General features: G+C 70.6%; 14 protein-coding genes. 7 read left to right on the top strand and 7 right to left on the bottom strand.

Going from position 1 to position 18,493, the window contains the following annotated elements; all coding sequences use genetic code 11:
• Positions 1–18: 18 nt before the first annotated feature.
• Positions 19–2,091 (bottom strand): TonB-dependent receptor plug domain-containing protein, encoded by a 2,073-nt coding sequence (locus WME79_RS26495; protein WP_437520294.1) that lies wholly within the window; start codon positions 2,089–2,091, stop codon positions 19–21.
• Between the two features lie 498 nt (positions 2,092–2,589).
• Between WME79_RS26495 and WME79_RS26500 the strand changes: the two genes are divergently transcribed.
• Positions 2,590–3,066, top strand: coding sequence for a MarR family winged helix-turn-helix transcriptional regulator (locus tag WME79_RS26500; RefSeq protein WP_437520296.1), 477 nt, complete (start codon positions 2,590–2,592; stop codon positions 3,064–3,066).
• Between the two features lie 16 nt (positions 3,067–3,082).
• A complete protein-coding gene (locus WME79_RS26505) occupies positions 3,083–3,781 on the top strand; it encodes a hypothetical protein (protein ID WP_437520298.1) in 699 nt (232 codons plus the stop codon).
• 18 nt (positions 3,782–3,799) lie between these two features.
• On the opposite strand, the gene WME79_RS26510 is transcribed toward WME79_RS26505, so the two are convergent.
• Positions 3,800–4,393 (bottom strand): TetR/AcrR family transcriptional regulator, encoded by a 594-nt coding sequence (locus WME79_RS26510; protein WP_437520300.1) that lies wholly within the window; start codon positions 4,391–4,393, stop codon positions 3,800–3,802.
• A 5-nt stretch (positions 4,394–4,398) separates the two neighbouring features.
• Positions 4,399–4,986: a DUF3995 domain-containing protein gene (locus tag WME79_RS26515; RefSeq protein WP_437520301.1), complete on the bottom strand. Its 588-nt coding sequence runs from the start codon at positions 4,984–4,986 to the stop codon at positions 4,399–4,401.
• Between the two features lie 602 nt (positions 4,987–5,588).
• Here WME79_RS26515 and WME79_RS26520 point away from each other — a divergent pair.
• The 5 genes from WME79_RS26520 to WME79_RS26540 all read left to right on the top strand — a co-directional run bounded on the left by WME79_RS26520 (position 5,589) and on the right by WME79_RS26540 (position 11,535).
• Positions 5,589–6,644, top strand: a complete 1,056-nt coding sequence (locus WME79_RS26520) for a hypothetical protein (protein WP_437520303.1) — start codon at positions 5,589–5,591, stop codon at positions 6,642–6,644.
• A 120-nt stretch (positions 6,645–6,764) separates the two neighbouring features.
• Positions 6,765–7,754: a hypothetical protein gene (locus WME79_RS26525; protein ID WP_437520305.1), complete on the top strand. Its 990-nt coding sequence runs from the start codon at positions 6,765–6,767 to the stop codon at positions 7,752–7,754.
• A 389-nt stretch (positions 7,755–8,143) separates the two neighbouring features.
• The gene (locus WME79_RS26530; protein ID WP_437520306.1) at positions 8,144–8,746 is read left to right on the top strand and encodes a hypothetical protein; all 603 of its coding nucleotides are present in this window, start codon (positions 8,144–8,146) and stop codon (positions 8,744–8,746) included.
• Positions 8,747–8,935: 189 nt separating this feature from the next.
• A complete protein-coding gene (locus tag WME79_RS26535) occupies positions 8,936–10,294 on the top strand; it encodes an AAA family ATPase (protein ID WP_437520308.1) in 1,359 nt (452 codons plus the stop codon).
• On the top strand, positions 10,291–11,535 hold the full coding sequence (locus tag WME79_RS26540) for a vWA domain-containing protein (protein WP_437520310.1): 1,245 nt from the start codon (positions 10,291–10,293) through the stop codon (positions 11,533–11,535). The genes WME79_RS26535 and WME79_RS26540 overlap by 4 nt, the downstream gene beginning before the upstream one ends.
• 74 nt (positions 11,536–11,609) lie before the next feature.
• Here WME79_RS26540 and WME79_RS26545 read toward each other — a convergent pair whose 3' ends face one another.
• From WME79_RS26545 to WME79_RS26560, 4 genes are all read right to left on the bottom strand, one after another.
• Positions 11,610–14,390, bottom strand: a complete 2,781-nt coding sequence (locus tag WME79_RS26545) for a hypothetical protein (protein WP_437520312.1) — start codon at positions 14,388–14,390, stop codon at positions 11,610–11,612.
• A gap of 423 nt (positions 14,391–14,813) precedes the next feature.
• A complete protein-coding gene (locus tag WME79_RS26550) occupies positions 14,814–16,355 on the bottom strand; it encodes an NCS1 family nucleobase:cation symporter-1 (RefSeq protein WP_437520313.1) in 1,542 nt (513 codons plus the stop codon).
• Positions 16,356–16,660: 305 nt separating this feature from the next.
• Positions 16,661–17,587 (bottom strand): PAS domain S-box protein, encoded by a 927-nt coding sequence (locus WME79_RS26555; RefSeq protein ID WP_437520315.1) that lies wholly within the window; start codon positions 17,585–17,587, stop codon positions 16,661–16,663.
• Between the two features lie 314 nt (positions 17,588–17,901).
• Positions 17,902–18,393, bottom strand: coding sequence for a hypothetical protein (locus tag WME79_RS26560; protein WP_437520317.1), 492 nt, complete (start codon positions 18,391–18,393; stop codon positions 17,902–17,904).
• Positions 18,394–18,493 lie beyond the last annotated feature (100 nt).

Genomic DNA, 18,493 nt, shown 5'->3' on the forward strand with positions numbered 1-18,493 from the left:
TCGCCGGCCGCTTTGCCCTCAGAAACCGCCCTCGATCGCGAGCCCGGGCATCGTGATAGGCCCGATCTTCCGCGGCGTGCACCCGCTGTCATCGCAGCTCACGTCGAACACCTCCTTCGCCAGCGTCGCGTTCTGCACGTCGAGCACGAGCCCGAGGTACCTCCGCGTGCCCAGCGCCCAGCGCTTCGACAGGCGCATGTCGAGCCGGTAGAACGGCGCGATGCGATCCGGGTGCTCGCGCGGGGGGCGGCCCGGGGCGGCCTCGTCGGCGGGAAAGCCGGTGTAAAAGACGTGGCGGATCCCGCCGCGCCAGCCGCTGCCGAGGTCGTAGAGCAGCGCGACGTGCGCCACGTGCGTCCGGTCGTAGGCGGAGGGGATCGTCGACCTGCCCCGCGTGCGCGTGGAGCGCGACAGCGTGTACGACGCCAGGAAGAACATGTCGCGGCGGAGCGCCCCGCGCGCCCCGAGCTCCAGACCGTACGTGTCGCCGAGGCTCCGCGTGAGGAAGCGCTCCGTGCTGAGGTTCGTGCCGCGGCCCGTCCCGATCGGATCGCTCAGGCCGAAGGTCGCCTGTCGAAACACCGTGGCGCTGAAGTTGACCGGGCCCGCGTCGGCCTCGACGCCGAAGCTCGACTGCAGGCTGCGCTGCAGACCCCCCGGGATGCCGCCGATCTGGAGCGCCGGTAGCGGGGCGAGGCCGGGAAGCTGCGAGGCGAGGCCGAACGCCGGGATGAGCCGCACGTGGTCGCCGACGCCGAAGCGGCCGACGATCCTCGGATCGACGGCGAGCGCGCTCTTGCCGAGCGAGGTGTAGTGGTCCACGCGCACGCCGGGCGTGAGGGTCGACCGCTCGTCGAGCACGAGCAGGGCGTCCGCCCACGCGCCCAGCGCGAGGTCGAGCCGGCTGCGGAAGAGCTCGGGGAAGCTCTCGTCGAGCTGGGCCGTCCCCTCGGCGGGCGTGTCCTCCTCGGTGGACGCGCCGCCTTCGGCCTCGCCGTCCGATGCGCTGGGGCGCGGCGTCACCACGTAGCGGTCGACCGCGGCGTCGACGCCCACCCGCAGGAGCGCGCGCCCCCCGAGGAGGGGCCGGGCCAGGCTCATCCGCGCGTTGAGCTTCCAGGCCTCGGCGCTCTCCACGCCGACCCCGCGCGACCGGTCGAGCCCGAGGGTGAGCGCCGACCTGACGCGCGCGCCCGAGGCGGCGTCGTCGCGGTCGTAGCGCAGGTCCAGGCGGTGGAAGTCGCTGTCGAGGAGGACATCGGTCTCCTCGGCGCCGTCCTCCTCGCCGATGCTGGCGAGGTAGTCGTACGCGCCGAAGGCGAACACGGTGAAGCGCTCCTCCGGCCCGAGCCGGTACGTCATCCGGCCCTGGTAGTCGGCGTAGCCCACGTCGACGCTCGGGACGAGCGCCGAGGTGAGCGCCGCGCCGGCGGCGTAGCGCCCTCCCACGAGGACGTGGGTGTCCCTGTCCATCGGCCCCTCCACGACGCCGCCGAGGTCGACGAACCGGAGGCTCCCCTCCCCGCGCCAGACGTCGGACGGCGGCGCGCTCTCGGCCTCGATCGCCGCGCCCGCGAGCCGCCCGATGTCCGCGGGATAGGGGCCGAGGTGCATCTCGACGCGCTGGACCATCGCGGCCGGGATGACGCTGGGGCCGGCGCCCACGTGAAAGAGGAGCGGGACCTGGATGCCGTTGAAGAAGTAGCCGATGTTCCCCGGCGGCGCGCCGCGGATGTAGTAGTACGGCATGCCGCTCGCGATGGAGGTCACGCCGGGCTGGATCTCGATGGCGCGGTAGGGGTCGCCGAGGGCGCCGGGCAGCTCGCGGACGTCGCGCCGCGTGAGCGAGACGGAGCCCGGCGGAGCCCGGTTGCCTTCGACGGTGACCTCGATCCCGGCGGGCGCGGCGGCCGGTCCGTCGGGGACCACGGGAGCCGGCGGCTCGGCCGGGGGTGCGCCGGGCGCCGGCGCCGCCTCGGTTCCTGCCGGCTCACCGGCCGGGCGACCTGCCGGCTGAGGGCGCGCCTCGCCCGCATGCAAGGTGGCGGCAGCGGCGAGCGCGAGGGAGAAGAGTGCGCCTGGGGATCTCACGCGAATGTCGTAAATGCGCCGCCGGGCAGCCGGGAGAACCTCCCCCGTGGCGCCCCGGGATTATCAAATCCAGCGGCTCGGCGGAAGCCAGGGAGTCCATGGACGCTCAACCACCGATGCGCCCTGGACGCGCATCCCCGCGCTCACCAGGCGCCAGCCACGATCGGCGGCGCGTCCCCTTCCCCGATCCGGGAGCACAAAAAACAGAGCGCCCATTCGACGGCGGGGGGGAAGCCGTCACGGGCGCTCTGATGTCCGTGTTTAGCAGGACACGGGCCAAGGCTCCTCCCCTCTACGTTCCTGGGGTTACCCTTAAGGGCACCCCCGACGCCTTTCGATTCTGAGATCTCTGCTTTCAAACCTGGCATGAGATCCGCGCCTTGGAACATCCCGCCAGGCCTCCCTGCCGCGCGAGCTCCCTGAGTTGCGAGCCAGGCCGAAGACGCCGGCACGGTGCTCATATTGACAAGTAATTGTCAATGTGACAGGTTACTTCCAATGACGAGGCTCACCGCGGAGGCGACCGCGCTCAGCGAGCTGGTTGTCGAGGTGTTCCGCTTGAATGGTCTGGCGCTCGAGGCCGGGGACGCCCTGGCCAGGCCGGCGGGGCTCACGAGCGCGCGCTGGCAGGTGCTCGGCGTCGTGGACCACGGCCCGGCGCCGGTCTCGAACGTCGCTCGGACGATGGGGCTGACTCGCCAGGGCGTGCAGCAGATAGCGGATGCCCTCGAGCGCGAGGGGTTCGTCGAGTATGTGGAGAACCCGCACCACCGCACGGCCAAGCTCATCGCGATGACGGCGGCAGGGCGCGAGGCCCTGCGGCAGGTAGAAGCGCGCCACGCCGCGTGGGCGGACCGGATCGGCAAGCGGCTCGATCTGTCGAGCCTGCACGCGGCCATCGATGTGCTGCGACAGGCCCGACGTGTGCTCGAAGAGGACGCGGCGTCGCCTGCGCGACCCGCTCGAAAGGCGTGATCCCATGAGCGGAGCGATGACGATTCCCGTGCTTCCGTGTGTGTCGCTGCCCGAGACCCTGGCGTTCTACGGCGCCCTTGGCTTCGAGGTGACCCACCAGCAGACGGCGCCGAACGTGTATGCGGCGACGCGCCGCGGGGAGGTCCACCTGCACTTCATGGGCCTCAAGGGGCTGGATCCCAGACAAGCGTACAGCGCGTGCCTGGTGATCGTCCCCGAGGTCGAGCGGCTCCACGAGACCTTCGCGGAGGGGCTGCGGCGGGCGTACGGCAAGCTGCCGATCTCCGGCCTGCCCCGGATATCGCGCATGAAGAAGGGGCAGAGCCGCTTCACGGTGGTCGATGTCGCGGGCAACTCGGTGATCTTCATCCGGCGGGACGCGCCGGACGACGACGACGGGGCCGCCGGATCGCGTTCGGACTCGAGGCTAGGTAAGGCCCTGCGCGCGGCTGCGCGGCTGCGCGACTTCAAGAACGACGACGCCGCGGCCGCCAAGGTCCTCGACGTGGCGCTCGCCCGGAAGGGGCCGGACGACCCGTTCGAGCGCGCCCTCGCCCTCGCAGCCCGGCTAGAGCTCGCTGTCGCCTTGGGCGAACAGGCGCGCGCCAGCGCCCTGCGCGAGGAGATCGACGAGGCGCCGCTCTCCGACGAGGAGCGCGCCCAGCTCCGGCCCCAGCTCGACGCCGTGGACGCGTTCGAGCGGTCGCAGCGATAGGCGCGCCCGCGCCAGGCCTCACGTCGCTCGCCGCCTCCGTGTCGCGCCCGGCGGACGCGTGACACGCTCGTCCTTGGCCAGGAGCTCGAGCGCGCGATCGAGCGCGACCCCCAGCGAGCGCGCGCCCTCGACCGAGAGGTCGGAGAAGAGCATCTGCGCGCCGACGAAGGCCGCGTACTCCAGCCGCGCGAGCAGCAAGGCGGCGCCGCGCGCGCGCCCCTCGGAGGCGTACAGGGACGCGAGGTACTCGACGCGGCGCGCGTCGACCCGCCGGAGCACGGCCGCGGCGCGCTCGTCGCGGAGCGCCCACGCCCGCACGGCGAGCTCGAGGCGGCCGTCGAGCGAGCGCACGACCGCGGAGAGCCGCTGCCGCTTCTGCTCAGGGCTCCCGCCGGCCTCGGCGTGGTGGATCGGCGCCGACGTCTGCCGCTCCTCCCAGCGAGCGAGGAGCGCCGCGAGGAACGCCGCGATGTCCTCGAAGTGGTGATAGAACGAGCCCTTCGTTCGCCCGAGCCTCGCGCAGAGCCCGTCGATCGTCAGCGCGCCCTCGCCGCCGTCGCGGAGCGCGTCGAGCCCCTGGTCGAGCCAGTCGTTCCTCGAGGTGCGCGCCATGCGGGTCAGTCGAGCGTGGCGCCCGCGACAGCGGCCGCGAGGGTGAGCGAGAGCGGCGAGTACACGAGGCGGTTCAGCCGGTGATACGGCAGCGCGCGCGTGCCGGGCCGCAGGCGAGCGTCGAAGTAGCCGCCGACGCCCCGCGCCCCGAGCACCAGCGCGACAGCCCACGCGCCGAGCCGGAGCAGGGCCGGCGAACCGCCGCCGCCGTACCGCTGCGCCAGCACCAGCGCGGCAGACGACGCGAGGAGACACGCCACGACGAGACACGCGCTCAGGGAAGGAAAGGGGCTCCCCTTCGGCAAGCCGACCACCATCTCCACCTTCTCGTGCCGAGCATCCCCGGGCCACGCGCCTCCCAGGCCCCAGTAGACGTGGATCGCCGCGAGCACCCCGAGGGCGCCGCCCGATGCCAGGGCAAGCACGTCCCGCCGTGGGACCCCGACGCCCAGCGCCCCTGCAGCGCACAGGATCGCGAGCAGGCCAAGCAGCGTCCACGGAGACACCCCGCGCGGCGCTCCGAGCCGGGACACGCCGGCGACCAGCACGATGAGCGCGGCGACGACCGCCGCGCTCGAGAGACGTGGATCCATCGGGGCCTCACTTTCAAACCATACCATACGGTATGGTATTGACCTGGACAAGCGTCTGCTCCTCACTGAACGTACGGCGCAGGGACCGTGGCTGTGGCGCTCCGCCACGGACGCTCCGGAGCCACGCGAGGCCCTCGGCTCCTCAGGTTGCTCTCGCCCGGCGCCGCTCACGCTGCCCCGCACCTCCCTGCACGCGCCGCCCGCCACGCCCGGCGCGGCCCGATCCCCGCCGGCAGCGCGGCAGCGCCACCGTGCTTTCCACCATCGGCGGTGAGATTCTCACCAAAACCGCACGACCAACAAATGCTGATAATTTCTCGGGGCCTATCGAAATACACTCGATCGAAATACACTCGATATACACTCGATTCATCGCTGCTTCATGACAGATTCGGCTTCCTTGTCCTCGCTGACCCAAGTATGAAATAGGAGTGCGAGCTCTCCTTGGCTCCGAAGTGACAAGGGCGCCGCGCGCCCCCGGTCGGGTCGCCTCGCCGGCGTGAAGGAGCAGGAAGAGAGAGGCTTGGGGCAGCGCCGAGCGGTCGGCGCGGTGCCCCCTGCCGACGAGCCGAAACGCGACACGTGAGAGAAGGACCATCACGATGAGGAGAAGGAAGGACCCGTTCGGCATCGCGCTCGCGCTCGCCGGCGCCGGCAGCTTCGCGGGCTGCTGGGAAGGCGGCGCTGTCCAGATCTATTCGTGCAATGAGCCCTGCTTCAGCCTGGATGCCCACGAGTGCAATGATCCGTGCCCCGTGTGCGACGGCGCGTGCGTGCCGCCGCCGGCCCTCGGGTTCGACGATCCCATCGTTCTCTGGAGGGGCGACGCGACCGGCGGGACGTCCCCACCGGAGTGCCCGGCGGAGGCGCCGGATCTCGTGTTCGACGGTTACAGCGGCTTCAACGGCGAACACGCGTGTCCAACGTGCCTTTGCACGAAGCCCTCCTGCGAGCTGCCATCAGGCCTCGTGGGGAGCGCCTCGGCCACGTGCGGCGCGACGGCGTCCACGTCGTTCGCCGCCCCCGTGGGGTGGAGCGGCGCGTGTACGGCGCCGGCCGCGGCGACCTCGGGCGAGCTCAGCTCGCTCCTCATCCTGGCGCCTACGGTGAGCGCGTGCGCCCCGACGCACGATCCCGGAGGAGCGCCGCCCGAGCTGGCCGCCCCCGCGAGCACCCGGGTGCGCGCGTGCACCGGCACGGCCGACAAGAACAAGTGCAGAGATCCCTCGAAGATGTGTGTCGCGGCCCCCTGGCAGCGGTCACAGGGCTTCACGATGTGCATCCGCTATCTCGGCCAGCGCACGCCGGAGTGCCCTGAGCCGTATCCCGATCTGCTGGCGGTCGCCGAGGGCTTCGACGACACGCGCAGCTGCACGCCTTGCGCGTGCGAGGAGCTCGAGGACGCCACGTGCGCCGCGCTCGTCTCGGTCTACGAGGACGACGGCTGTCGCGAGCTCCTCGGCGCAGAGACGGTGACGATGGCCGGGCCGAAGTGCGTCGCGGGGCCGGATCTGCGGCTCGAGAGCATGGAGGCGCGATGGCTCAGGGACGACCCAGGCAGATGCGCCCCGACCGGCGGAGTCGCCATGGGCCAGGTGACACCGGAGAGCCCGGTCTATTATTGCTGCCAGTCAGACGAGGTCATCCCTATCTACTGATGACCCCGCTCGCCAAGGGCTGTTCGACCTGGACGCCCCTTGAAGCGAGGGTGCGACTTCGTGTACCTGTGCGTGCGCTTCGCGGCTATAAGAGCGAATCACGCGAAAGGGAGAGCGGATATGCGAATCGCACGATGGTGCTTCTGGATCGCGCTCGCCGCGGCCGGCTGCAGCGCGTCCAACCGCGGCACGTCCGCGACGGAGACCGACCCGTCCTCGGGTGCCGGAGATAGCGGTGCAGGGAGCGGCGAGGGCGGCCAGGACGATCCGTTTGGCTCCGGCGCCGATATCGGCGGGAACAGCGGAGACGTCGGGAATGGGGACAACGGGAGTGGGCCCCCTGACAACGGGTGCATCGAGCGGGCATCCCTCGTGTATGTGCTCTCACAGGACAACGAGCTCTACAGCTTCAGGCCCGATCGTAAGGAGTTCACGAAGATTGGTGTCCTGGGGTGCCGGACCGGCATGGATCCGAACTCGATGGCGATCGATCGCAACGCGGTGGCGTGGGTCAACTATGTCGAGCCCGACGACAGCGAGGGGACGTTGTTCAAGGTCAGCACCGAGGACGCGAGCTGCGAGCCCTCCGGGGCCACGCTCTCCGACGGGTGGTCCCGGCTCGGCATGGGCTTCTCGAGCGACCTCTCGCGCCCGGACACCGAGGAGCTCTTCGTGGCGGGCGCGACGGGCATGCCGGGCATCGGGCTGGGGAGGATCGACGGCGCGTCCGTGACGCCGGTCGGCGAGTTCAGCGGCTCGATGCGCGACATCTCGGCGGAGCTCACCGGCACGGGGGATGGACGCCTCTTCGGCTTCTTCACGACCACCCCGGTGCAGCTGGCCGAGATCGACAAGGAGACCGGCGAGATCATCGAGGCCACGGACCTGCCGGGCATCGAGACCCCCAGCTCCTGGGCGTTCTCGTTCTGGGGTGGCGACTTCTATTTCTACACCGCCCCGAGCGAGCTCGGGTCCTCGTCGCGGACCACCAACGTGAGCCGCTATCGCCCGTCCGACGGCTCGATCGACACGGACTACATGACGAACATCGGCTTCCGCATCGTCGGCGCCGGCGTATCGACCTGCGCCCCCCTCGATCTCCCCCGCTAGCGCGAGCGACGGTCTCCCGCACAGGAGACGGGCCCACCTCGACGTTTTCGGTGCTCGGCGTACGTGAGTACGCCTGCGCGCCGAAAACGCCGATCTGGGCCCGTCTCCTGTGCGAGAGACCGCCGCTCTGCTCTGTATGTAAGCGCCGCTCTGGGTCTCACTCGCCTGCCTGGCGGCTGAGCCCGTAGCGCACGAATCTGCACCCGCCCTGAAGGGGTCGGAGGAGCCCTCGGGACGGACTCGTCAGGGTCGTTCCTGATGTCATCAGGAACGGATCGGGGAAGCGCGCTGCCGGCGGTACAGGCGTCTACCGGTCTGGCATCGCTGGCATCAGGTTGCGCGTGGTCGATCGGGCACACCCGATCGGGCGGCGAGGTGTTGTGATGCGGATGAACCTTCTCCCCGTGCGCGCTCACTGGCTACTCGCGCTCGCGCTGTCGCTCACCGCAGCGTGCGGGACGGCGCCGGCCGCGGAATCTCCTGCGCGCGAGGACATCTTCCGCGCCGCGGGGCCGAACGAGTTCATCTTGCTGACCGCCCGGGGCGAGCTCGTCAGCGCCGACATCGAGCCGGGGCGCGTCGTCGGCCCGGACGTGAACCTCGGCGTGTACGCCGCCGACAGAGGGCGCGGCGGGCAGACAGTCCGGGGCGTGGCGTTCGACCAGGCCGTGAACGTCACCGCGACGGGCCAGCGCGCGGCCGGCATCGTCGGTGCCATGCCGCTGGAGCTCTCGGTGACCCGGGCGGAGGCAGGGCTCCGCGCGCAGGGCCTCCTGGCTGGCGCCCTCTCCGACTACCGGCTGGACGAGCGGCGGCTCACGGGCACGATCGGGCGCTGCAGCTACGAGCTCACGCGGACGGGGCGCACCTACGAGGGGTCGCGGAGCTGCGAAGGCCAGCCTCATCACGCGACCGTCCTCCTGCCCCGCGGGCTGTCCTCGTGGAGCGACGCCGCGCTCGCGGCCGCCCTCGGGCTGCTCCTTGGCGCGTGAGCGCGGCGCAGCCCCGCCCCGTCGCGTGGCGAATGACAGGTCGCGCAGCGGCTGCTAGAGCTCCGGGCGACCCGGCAAGAAAGACGAAGCGCGCCGGAAGCCCGTCGGGTACGGAAGGGCCGAGCCTCCTGGGCCCCGGGCCTCGGCGGTCCTTTCTTCGCGCCCTCGCGCGGCACCCCCTCTTCATCCGTGACGAAGCCCAGATCCGATGGCAACGCGCCGGGCAGGCCGACGCCGGCGACTTCACCGAACCTCCTCGAGGGACGCTCTGCGCCCATCCCGGTCGGGCCGCGCCTCGAGGCCGTGCTCGAGCTCGCCTACCGCGCGCGCCGCGCGGTGCTGCTCGAGGGGCCCACGGGCATCGGCAAGAGCGAGCTCGTCCGGCAGCTCGCCGAGCGGCTCGGCATCGCCACCGTCGTGCTCGATCTGAGCCTCCTCGAGCCGCCCGACCTCGTGGGCCTGCCGGTCATCCGGGACAGCCGGACCACCTACGCGGCGCCGTCGGTGCTGCCCCAGGACGGCGCCGGCATCCTGATGCTGGAAGAGCTCAACAGGGCGGAGCGGTACATCCAGCAGCCGGCGCTGCAGCTGCTCAGCGCCCGGCGGCTGCACGAGTACGAGCTGCCCGCGGGCTGGGTGTGCTTCGCCGCGGTCAACCCCGAGTCGGCCGATTACCAGGTGACCCCCCTCGATCGCGCGCTCCGCGCACGGTTCCTTCACCTGAACGTCCGCGCTGACCGGGCGTCCTGGCTCGCCTGGGCGCAGGTGAACGGCCTCCACCCGGGCGTGATCGCCCTCGCGCAGGGGCACGAGCGCGTCCTGGATGACGTCCCCCCGCGCACCTGGACCTATGCGTCGCACGTGCTGAGCGCGCTCCGCCCCGAGGAGCTCGCGGACGGCGTGCTCCTGCGCGACGCCCTGGGCGGGTACCTGCCCCCGAGCTGGGTCGAGCTCCTGCTCGCGTCGAAGGACACCTGGTCGACGCGGCTGCCGTTCGACCTGCGCGCGCTGCTCGCCGATTACGGGCCGAGCTCGCCGGCGGGCAAGGTGCTGCGCGGGGCGCGCGAGCGCGGGGAGACCGACCGGTTCGACGAGGTGACGACGCGGCTCGCGCCGCTGCTCGAGGGGCCGGAGGTCGGCGTGCTCGCGGCGCAGCGCAAGCTGTCGCTGGGGGCGTTCGAGGCGCTGCTCGCCGACCTGCCGGGCGATCACCGCGAGCGCCTCCAGGACGCGCTCGGCGGCAACGCGACGGCCACGCAGCTCATCGACGTCCGCCCCGAGGAGCTGCTCCAGAACTACGCGGGCAGCGCCGCCGAGCAGAAGGTGCTGGCGTGGCGCGCCGATCCGCTGCGGCAGCACCGCGTGGGGCTCGTCGTGACCGCGCTGTCGGCGCACCTCGCGCAGCAGGCGAAGCTCGTCGACGTGCGGCGGAGCAACGTCGCGCGCGTGTGCCTGGGCCAGCTGCTCGCGCAGCTGCCGGAGCGCTGGGCCCTGCGGCTCGCGGGGGCGCTGAAGAAGCACGGCGTCACGCCGGTCCGGCCGCAATGAGCGAGACCGCGGGGCGCGGCGAGGTGCGCGAGGTGCCCGAAGACGCGCTCGCCGCGTGGCTCGACGCCTTCGTGCGCGATCCCGGCTTCCTGGACCGGTACCCCTGCTACGCGGCGATCCTCGCGCGGCTCGCGCCGGTCGCAGACCCCTCGGTCAAGCGCATGGCCGTCTCGCTGTTCGACGGCCGCTTCTTCCTCCACGTCAACGTGGAGTCGTTCATGAACGAGCCCGTGTTCCTGCGGGGCGTGCTCCTCCACGAGGTGCACCACGTCGCGCTCGGGCACCTGTGCCACCCCAAGTTCGCAGGCGCGGACGAGCCGGAGCTCATGGACCTCGCCCTGGAGATGTCGGCCAACGAGTACATCGAGGAGCCGCTGCCCGATCCGATCCGCTGGCAACCCTACGCCTCGATCGGCCTGCGCGGCGGCCAGAGCACGCTCGAGCGCTACGAGCTGCTCGTGAGCGCCGCGCGCGAGGGCAAGCTCCCGCAGCGCGGCGGTGAGGCCGTCGACGATCACCGCGTGCTCCGGCGCCCCTCGCGGGAGCCGGGCGCGGTGGAGCAGACGCGGCAGCTCCTGCTGCGCGCCGCCGAGGAGGCCGACGCGCTCGCGAACGACGGCGATCCGGCGGACGTGCCCGGCCTGCTGCTCGCGGGCAAGACGCCAGGACGGCTCATCGAGGAGCTGACGGACGCGATGGGCCCGCCCGCGCACCCGCTCGACTGGAAGACCGCGCTGCGGATGTTCGTGGCGAGGGAGCGCGCGCCGGTGCACACGTACGCGCGGCCGAACCGGCGCTTCCCGGGCCGCATCGGCGAGGTCCCCGGCAGGACGTACGCGCCCCGCGCGATCACGAAGCCGTCGGTGCTCGTCGCGATCGACACGTCGATGAGCATGCGGCGCGAGGAGCTCTCGGAGATCGCCCGGCAGCTGCAGGTGATGAGCGAGTCGGCGCGCATCACCGTCGTCGAGTGCGACGTGGAGATCGGGCGCGTGTACGCGTTCGACGGGCGGCTCGACGAGGTCGGCGGCCGCGGCGGGACCGATCTGCGGCCGGTGTTCGCCCCGGAGTTCCTGGCGGCGCGCAAGGTCTCCGGCGTCGTCTATTTCACGGACGGCGCGGGGCCCACGCCCCCGGCGCCGCCGCCCCTGCCGGTGCTCTGGATCCTGACGAAGCCGCAGGATTTCACGTGCCCGTGGGGCGAGCGTGCGTGGCTCGCGAGGAAGCCTCGGCCGAGGTGATGTGACGGCGGCGCGCGCGGGCGCGAAGACGCCCGCGCGGCGTGGGATCGCCGCGCGGGCTCAGACTCAGGGCCTCAGGGCGTGCTCGCCGGATCGGCCGGGTCGGTCAACGCGTCCGCCTCATCGCCGTCGAGCGCCCCATCGCCGTCGCGATCGAGCGCCATCCGCACCCCCGAGCCCGGCGGCGCGCAAGTGAAGGTCAGCGCTTTGCCCGACGCCGCGATCGCGCGCAGCGCCGCCTCGCTGATCGCAGCGCTCGCCGCCCTGTCCGGCTGGAAGGTACCAACGCCCTGTTGATAGAGGAAGCCCGCCTCCTCCCCGTGCCTGCGGACCTTCGCCACCAGATCGCACTCCCCCGCCTCGGCGCGCGCGATCAAGAGATCCACGCGCAGCTCGGCGGCCGTGTCGCCCGTGCCGGCGAGCGTCGCTTGCTGGCCCACGATGGGCGCGAGGTTGCTGTCGAAGGCGTGAAGGTACTTGGTCACCTGCTGGCGCAGCACGTCGCCCGCCGCGCCCGGCGGGAAGCCGGCGATCCCCGGCGCCTCGTTGAAGCCGTTCTGATCGTGGAACCGGAAGACCGTATCCATCGTCCCGTCGTGGCCAAAGCCGAACCCGCGGATCTGATCGCCCTGGAACTCGAAATTCCGGTTGTTGAAGCGGGGATTCTCCACCATGCCGAACATCCCCACCTTCTGATAGACGTTGCGGAGCTGGGCGACCTTGAAGCTCTGGAAGATGAAATCGAACGTGTAGCGCCCGTCGCTCCCGAAGAAGCCGGGGAACGCGACCCCGTACTCGGCGTTGGCCGTGGGATCGAGCACGTGGCACGAAGCGCACGCGCCGCCCTCGCTGGCCGGCAGGGTGAAGAAGGCCTTGCCCGCCGCCTGATCGGCGGTGAGGCCGTTGTCCAGCTGGCGGATGGGGTTGGGCGGATACATCACCTGCAGGGCGAAGTCGGTGAACGCTTGCAGGTCCGCCGCGGGGATGGGCGCGTCCCGCCCGAGCAGGCCGACGAAGGCGACGCTGAACTTCTTGAACGCGGCCTCCTCGTCGAAGGTGCCGCTGTCCGGCTGCGCGCTCGGCGCGTCGTTCCCGCCGGTGCGGTCTCCGCGCCAGTGCATCGGCCCGTGGTTGGCCATCCCGCGCAGGCTCTGCGTCGTCATCGGCCCCTTGAGCGCGGCGAACTCGCGGGGCGCGCCGAAGATCGCCGGATCGAGCGCAAACGGGCCTGGCATCGGCGTGTTGACCGCGTCGGGGTCACCGAGGTCCCACGCCAGGCTGTCGAGGTCGCCGAAGACATGGCAGCTCGCGCAGGCCGAGTCGCCGTGGCTCGACGTGAACGAGGCGTCGTAGAGGAAGCGGCGGCCGCGGACCACGCTCTCCGGCTCGGGGCTGTACATGGGCACGTGCGCGACCTCGGCCTTGGCGCCGACGTCGATGATCGAGATGGAGTTGTCGAAGCGCGTGAGGGCGTAGAGCTGCCCTCGCGCCTCGTCCAGCACCACGCCGGTCGGCCCGCCGCCGGAGACCGGGATCTGGCGCGCGAGCCTCGGCACGAAGGTGTCCGCCTCGAGCGCCGCGGTGTTGAAGATGCCGATCTTGTCCGAGCCGAGCGCGGCGACGTAGAGCTTCTTTCCGTTGCTGGAGACGGCCATGCCCGTGGGCAGCGCGAGGCTCTTGCGGTTCTCGGCGTTCGGGACCGGGGCGCAGCACGTGCTGTAGTTGATGTGTTTGTTCAGGTGCCGCGGGGCGACGCCGCCCGTCGCGGGATCGATCACCGTGATGTTGTTGTGGTTGAAGCGGCCGCGCACGGTGTGGCCGGCGAAGACGCCGGGGCCCTCGAAGCGATTCTCGTTGAACGCCTCCGTGTTGGCCACGTAGACGCGCCCGCTCACCGGGTTGACGGCCATGTTGTAGAGGACCGTGCCGACCCCCCGGAACACGCCCCCGGGCCCATCGACGGGCGCGGGCGGGCTGGCCAGGGCGTCGATGACGAAGACGTCCTTGTCAGGCAGCGAGAAGTTCACCTCGTCGTCCCAGGATCGATTCAGCTCGTCCACCCAGTGCATCCCGTTGAATTTGACGATGAGGGGCGCCTTGGGCTGCACGACCCCGGCGGCGTTGGTGGTCGGCGGGGGCAGGCCGAGGCCCAGGTTCACCACGTTGGTCTCGATCACCGTGGTGCGATTCCCGGAGTGGAAGGCCGCCGCATAGACGCGTGAGCCGTCCGGCGTGGCGGCGAGCGCGCGCGGCGTATCGCTGAAGAGGGTGATGATGTTGAGCGGCGCAGAGCTCGGGGTCGCCGCCGAGAAGACCCAGACGTCGGCGCGGCCCACGCCCGGCGTGGTGAGCGCCGGATCCACAGGGCTGTTCTGCCCACGGTGCGCTGTGGTGATGAAGGCGCGGCTCTTGCCGACGCCGGCGAACACGATGTCGCGAGGTTCGTCGCCGACGAGGAGCGTGCGCACGACGCGGGGCTTCCTCGGCCTCGAGACGTCGACCACGCTCACACTGTCGGAGAGGTGGTTGACGACCCAGACCTCGTCGTCGCTGCGGGCCGCGACGGCGACCGGCTCCATGCCCACGGCGACGGAGCCGCGGTGCTCGAGCCCGCCGCTCCGGACCTTGAAGATCTCGAGACGGTTATCAGGCGTGTTGACGGCGAAGAGCAGCGAGCCGTCGGGGGAGAGGGCGAGAGGGCGGACCTGGCCGCTCTCGAAGAGGGAGTAGGGCCGGGCGGCGGCGACCGTGATCGGGGCGCCCGCGACGGTCCGAGTTTCGTCGACAGGCGTGCCGTTATCAGCGCATGCGGCCAGGGCGAGAGCCGGGAGCGACCAGAGGACGATCTTGTTCATGGGCACCTCGAAGGCGGGAGAAGAGCGACATTTCATGATCCATCGAAAGGCGCCCACGGAGCAAGAGACAGACGAATGGAATCTACCCACGTTGTTTGGCAAGACACTTTTAAAGCGCGGAGTGCCTCGGCGGCGGGAGCGCTCCACAACACACCACAGGTCTCCCACGGTGGGGCCTCGCCCCACAACAACGTTGTTGCCATCGGCGACTCTCGTCTTTGATCACGAGATGAATGCCCGCGTACAAAAAAAGAGCGACCCATCGGGGCGGCGCGCGCCGGCGAGGAGCCGGCGGCGCTCCCAGGGGAGAGGGCGTCCCAGGGGGCTCGCGCCGCGGGAAAGACGCGGCGTTCGCAGCTGACAGCGCTGATGCTGAGTTGGACGGGCGGCGGGGTCTCGCGCCTCGGCGCGAGGCGACGAGGATCAGGCCGCGGCGAGCTTGGCCGGGCGGCGAATCAGCGAGAGGGCGACGTAGACGACGAACGAGATGGCGAAGCCCGAGAACCAGGCGTAGCTATAGAGATCCATCCATGCCTTGGAGACCGTCGCGACCTTGATGGTGCCGAGGAAGCCAGGCAGGTTGGGCAAGACGCCGAGGACGAGGGCGACGATCGCGACGGGGTTCCACCCGCCCACGTACCAGTAGATCCCTTCCCGCTTGTAGAGCTGGGTGAGATCGAGGTTGGTCCTGCGGACGACGTAGTACTCCGCGATCAAGATCGCGCCGAGGGGGCCGAGCAGCGCGGAGTAGCCGACGAGCCAGGTGAAGATATAACCCGTCGGATCGCTGACGAGCCGCCACGGCTGCATCAGGATCCCGATGATGCCGGTGATGAGGCCGCCGGTGCGGAAGGAGATCCGCGACGGCCAGAGGTTCGAGAAATCGTTGGCCGGGCTCACCACGTTCGCGGCGATGTTGGTCGCCAGGTTGGCGATGCAGAGGGCCGCGAGCGAGATGATCAAGACGACCGGGTTCTCGAAGCGGGTGATGACGACGACCGGATCCCAGAGCGTCTCGCCGTAGATGACGACCGTGGCGGAGGTGACGGCGACGCCGATGAACGAGAAGAACGCCATCGTGGGCGGAAGCCCGATCGCCTGCCCGATGACCTGATCGCGCTGCGAATGCGCGTAGCGAGTGAAGTCCGGGATGTTGAGGGCCAGGGTGGCCCAGAAGCCGACCATCGCCGTGAGCGCAGGGAAGAAGAAGGCCCAGAACTGGCCTTCCTTGGGCTGCCCCACCCCGAAGGACGAGGGCTTCTCGAGCATCGGGCCGAACCCGCCGGCGCGGCTATAGGCCCAGAGGAGCAGCGCCAGGCCGAGGCCGATCAGGAGAGGCGCCTTGATGTTCAGCAGGATCCGGATCGACTCGATGCCCAGGTGAATGATCCAGACGTTGACGCCCCAGAAGAGCAGGAAGCAGACGAGCTGTGGGACGTTGATGCCCAGCGCCGTCGGCGGCATCTGCTCTATCGACGGGATGAAGACCGCCACGATCTTGTAGATGGCCCACCCGCCGAGCCACGTCCCGATCCCGAACCAGCCGCAGGCCACGAGGGCGCGCAGCACCGCGGGCACGTTCGCCCCTCGGACGCCGAAGGCGCTCCGGCAGTAAACGGGGAACGGGATACCGTACTTCGTGCCCGCGTGAGCGTTGAGGATCATGGGCATGAGCACGATGACGTTGCCGAGGAGGATCGTGAGGACGGCCTGCCCCCAGCTCATCCCCTCGGCGATCAGGCCCGAGGCGAGCATGTACGTCGGGGTGCAGGCGCACATGGAGACCCACAGCGCAGCGATGTCCTTCATCCCCCATTTGCGCTGGTCCAAGCGCACGGGCGCGATATCTTCGTTGATGTAGCGCGAGTCGATGTCCCCTCCTATCTCCTGAAAGCCCTCGCTGGCTTTCGCACCGTGAGCAGCCGAATGCACGTCGGGTTGAGCAGTCGTTTGCGTGTGCGCCATCGTCGATGAGGCTACACGATCGGCCGTGAGACGGGATAGTGGACAGACGCACCTTCGCCGGCGCACGCCGGCTGTCCGGTGAGCCCGAACGAGCAGGCGCAGCGCGCCGCGTCGCCTGCGGCTCGCTCGCTCCATCCGGCCTGGCAGGTCCAGACTCCCAGGCCGCTTCGCGGCGCCGCGCGCGGGCGGCACTCGCTTTGTTTCCTTTGTTTCCTCGGTGTTACGCGCCGAGCCTCGGCGTCCGCTCCGCGGTTGTTCTGGTTCCGTGGTGCGGTGATCCCTCGCGGGATCTCCGAGGCTCGGAGCTAGCTGCCCTGGCGGGCCGAAGGTCGAGAGGCGGTGAGCCCGCGTCGCAGGGCGAACGCGATACCCTCTTTCAGGGTCCGGAGCGTCACGACGCCGCCTACACCGACGCCCTGCGCGACCAGCGTCTGCGCGATCCGCGGCTGGATGCCTGTGAGCACCACCTGGGAGCCGAGGAGGTTCACCGCCTTGGCCAGCCGGATGAGCGAGTCCGCTACCTGGGAGTCGATGACCCCCACGCCGGTGATGTCGAGGACCACTGTCCTGGCGCTGTGCGTGACGACCCCGTTGAGCACGGTCTCGAGCGTCGCCGCGGCGCGGTCGCTGTCGAGGAAGCCGATCAGCGGCACCGCGATGACCTGATCCGCCACCGGCATGAGCGGGGTCGACAGCTCGCGGACCATCTGCTCGAGCCGCTTCGTCTTGTCCGCCACGCGCAGCTCGAGCTCGGCGTTGAGGCGCCTCACCTCGTCCTCCGCGTGCCGGCGCTCGGTGACGTCGACGCCGATCGCCTGGAACTCGGCGAGCGGCCCCCCTTCACCGAGCGGGGCGCGGTTGGTCCAGTGCATCCACCGGACCGCGCCGTTCGGGAGGATGACGCGGTGCTCGGTGTGGACGATCGGGTTCTCGGGGCCGAGCTTCGCGAACTGCCGAGCGAGGAGCGGCCCGTCCTCGTCGGGGACCATCGGCATGAAGCGGTGGCCGACCAGCTCCTCCCGCGTCTTCTCGAAGTACCGGCAGTAGATGTCGTTGACGAAAGTCAGCGTGCCATCCATCCGAAAGCGGCAAATGAGCTCGGTCTGGTCCTCGACGATGCCCCGGTAGCGCGCCTCGCTCTCCCGCAGGTCCTTCTCCACGCGCTGCTTCTCGGCGAGCTCCCGCTCGAGCTCGGCGTTGCGCCAGCGGAGCACCTCCAATTCCGCTCGCATCGTAGCGACAACATCCGCTTCGCCGTCGTTCATGATCCGGTGATTCCTTGGAGCGCCGTGTGGACAGCAACGTCCGTCCTAGCTATCTTATCAAAGGACGACCCCGCCGGGTGAACTTCGAGCGACGAAGTCGCGCGTGGCGCTGCCTACAGCGCACGCCCTCTCATTCCATCGACGCACCGCAGCGCACCAGTTCAAGCATCCACGATCCTGCGTCCGCTCTTCTCATCGAGAGAGCACGTCAGGCGCGTCATGCGCGGCGCTGCTCCCGCTTCGGCGCTCGCCGGCGTCGGCGCGAGAGGGCTGGGCGCTCGCTACTGCGCCCGCCGGAGCGTGGCGACGCCCTTCCAGGGCGGCGTCTGCGCGTGCACGACGAGCTCTCCCTCGCCCGAGAACTCGCACAGCGCCTCGTAGGCGACGCCCGCCTCGTCATAGGAGACGATCTTGAACCGATCCCACGCGGGGTCGCGGATCTCGTAGGCGCGGTCCACGTGGAGGCCGGGTGAGTCGGCGAGGATGCGCTTTCCATCGAAGCGGACGACCAGGTGCGCGTACTGGAACTCGAGCATCGACGCGAGCATCGGTTCGAGCGGGACCTCGGGCTCGAACCGGACGAGCCTGAAGCTGCCGCGCAGACGCGCGTCGATCGACGAGATCGCGGCGCCCGCCTCGGGCCCCCGGGCAGCGCTCGATCCGCAGCCGACCGCCTGCGCGGCGAGGACGGCGGCGCAGGCGACGAGCAGGAAGCGGGATGCGCAGGACGCGCGGGATGGACGCGGGGAGAGACGGCTCGCCGGGGGCGACATGGGGCGGAGCTTAGGGCGGGCGGACGGGCAGCGCAAAGCGGCGCAGGAGCGCGCGGCCGTGGGCACGCCGCAGACGAGAGAGCGAAACCTCTTCCTGCCG

It is taken from the genome of Sorangium sp. So ce726 (assembly GCF_051521405.1).
Taxonomy (GTDB): domain Bacteria; phylum Myxococcota_A; class Polyangia; order Polyangiales; family Polyangiaceae; genus Sorangium.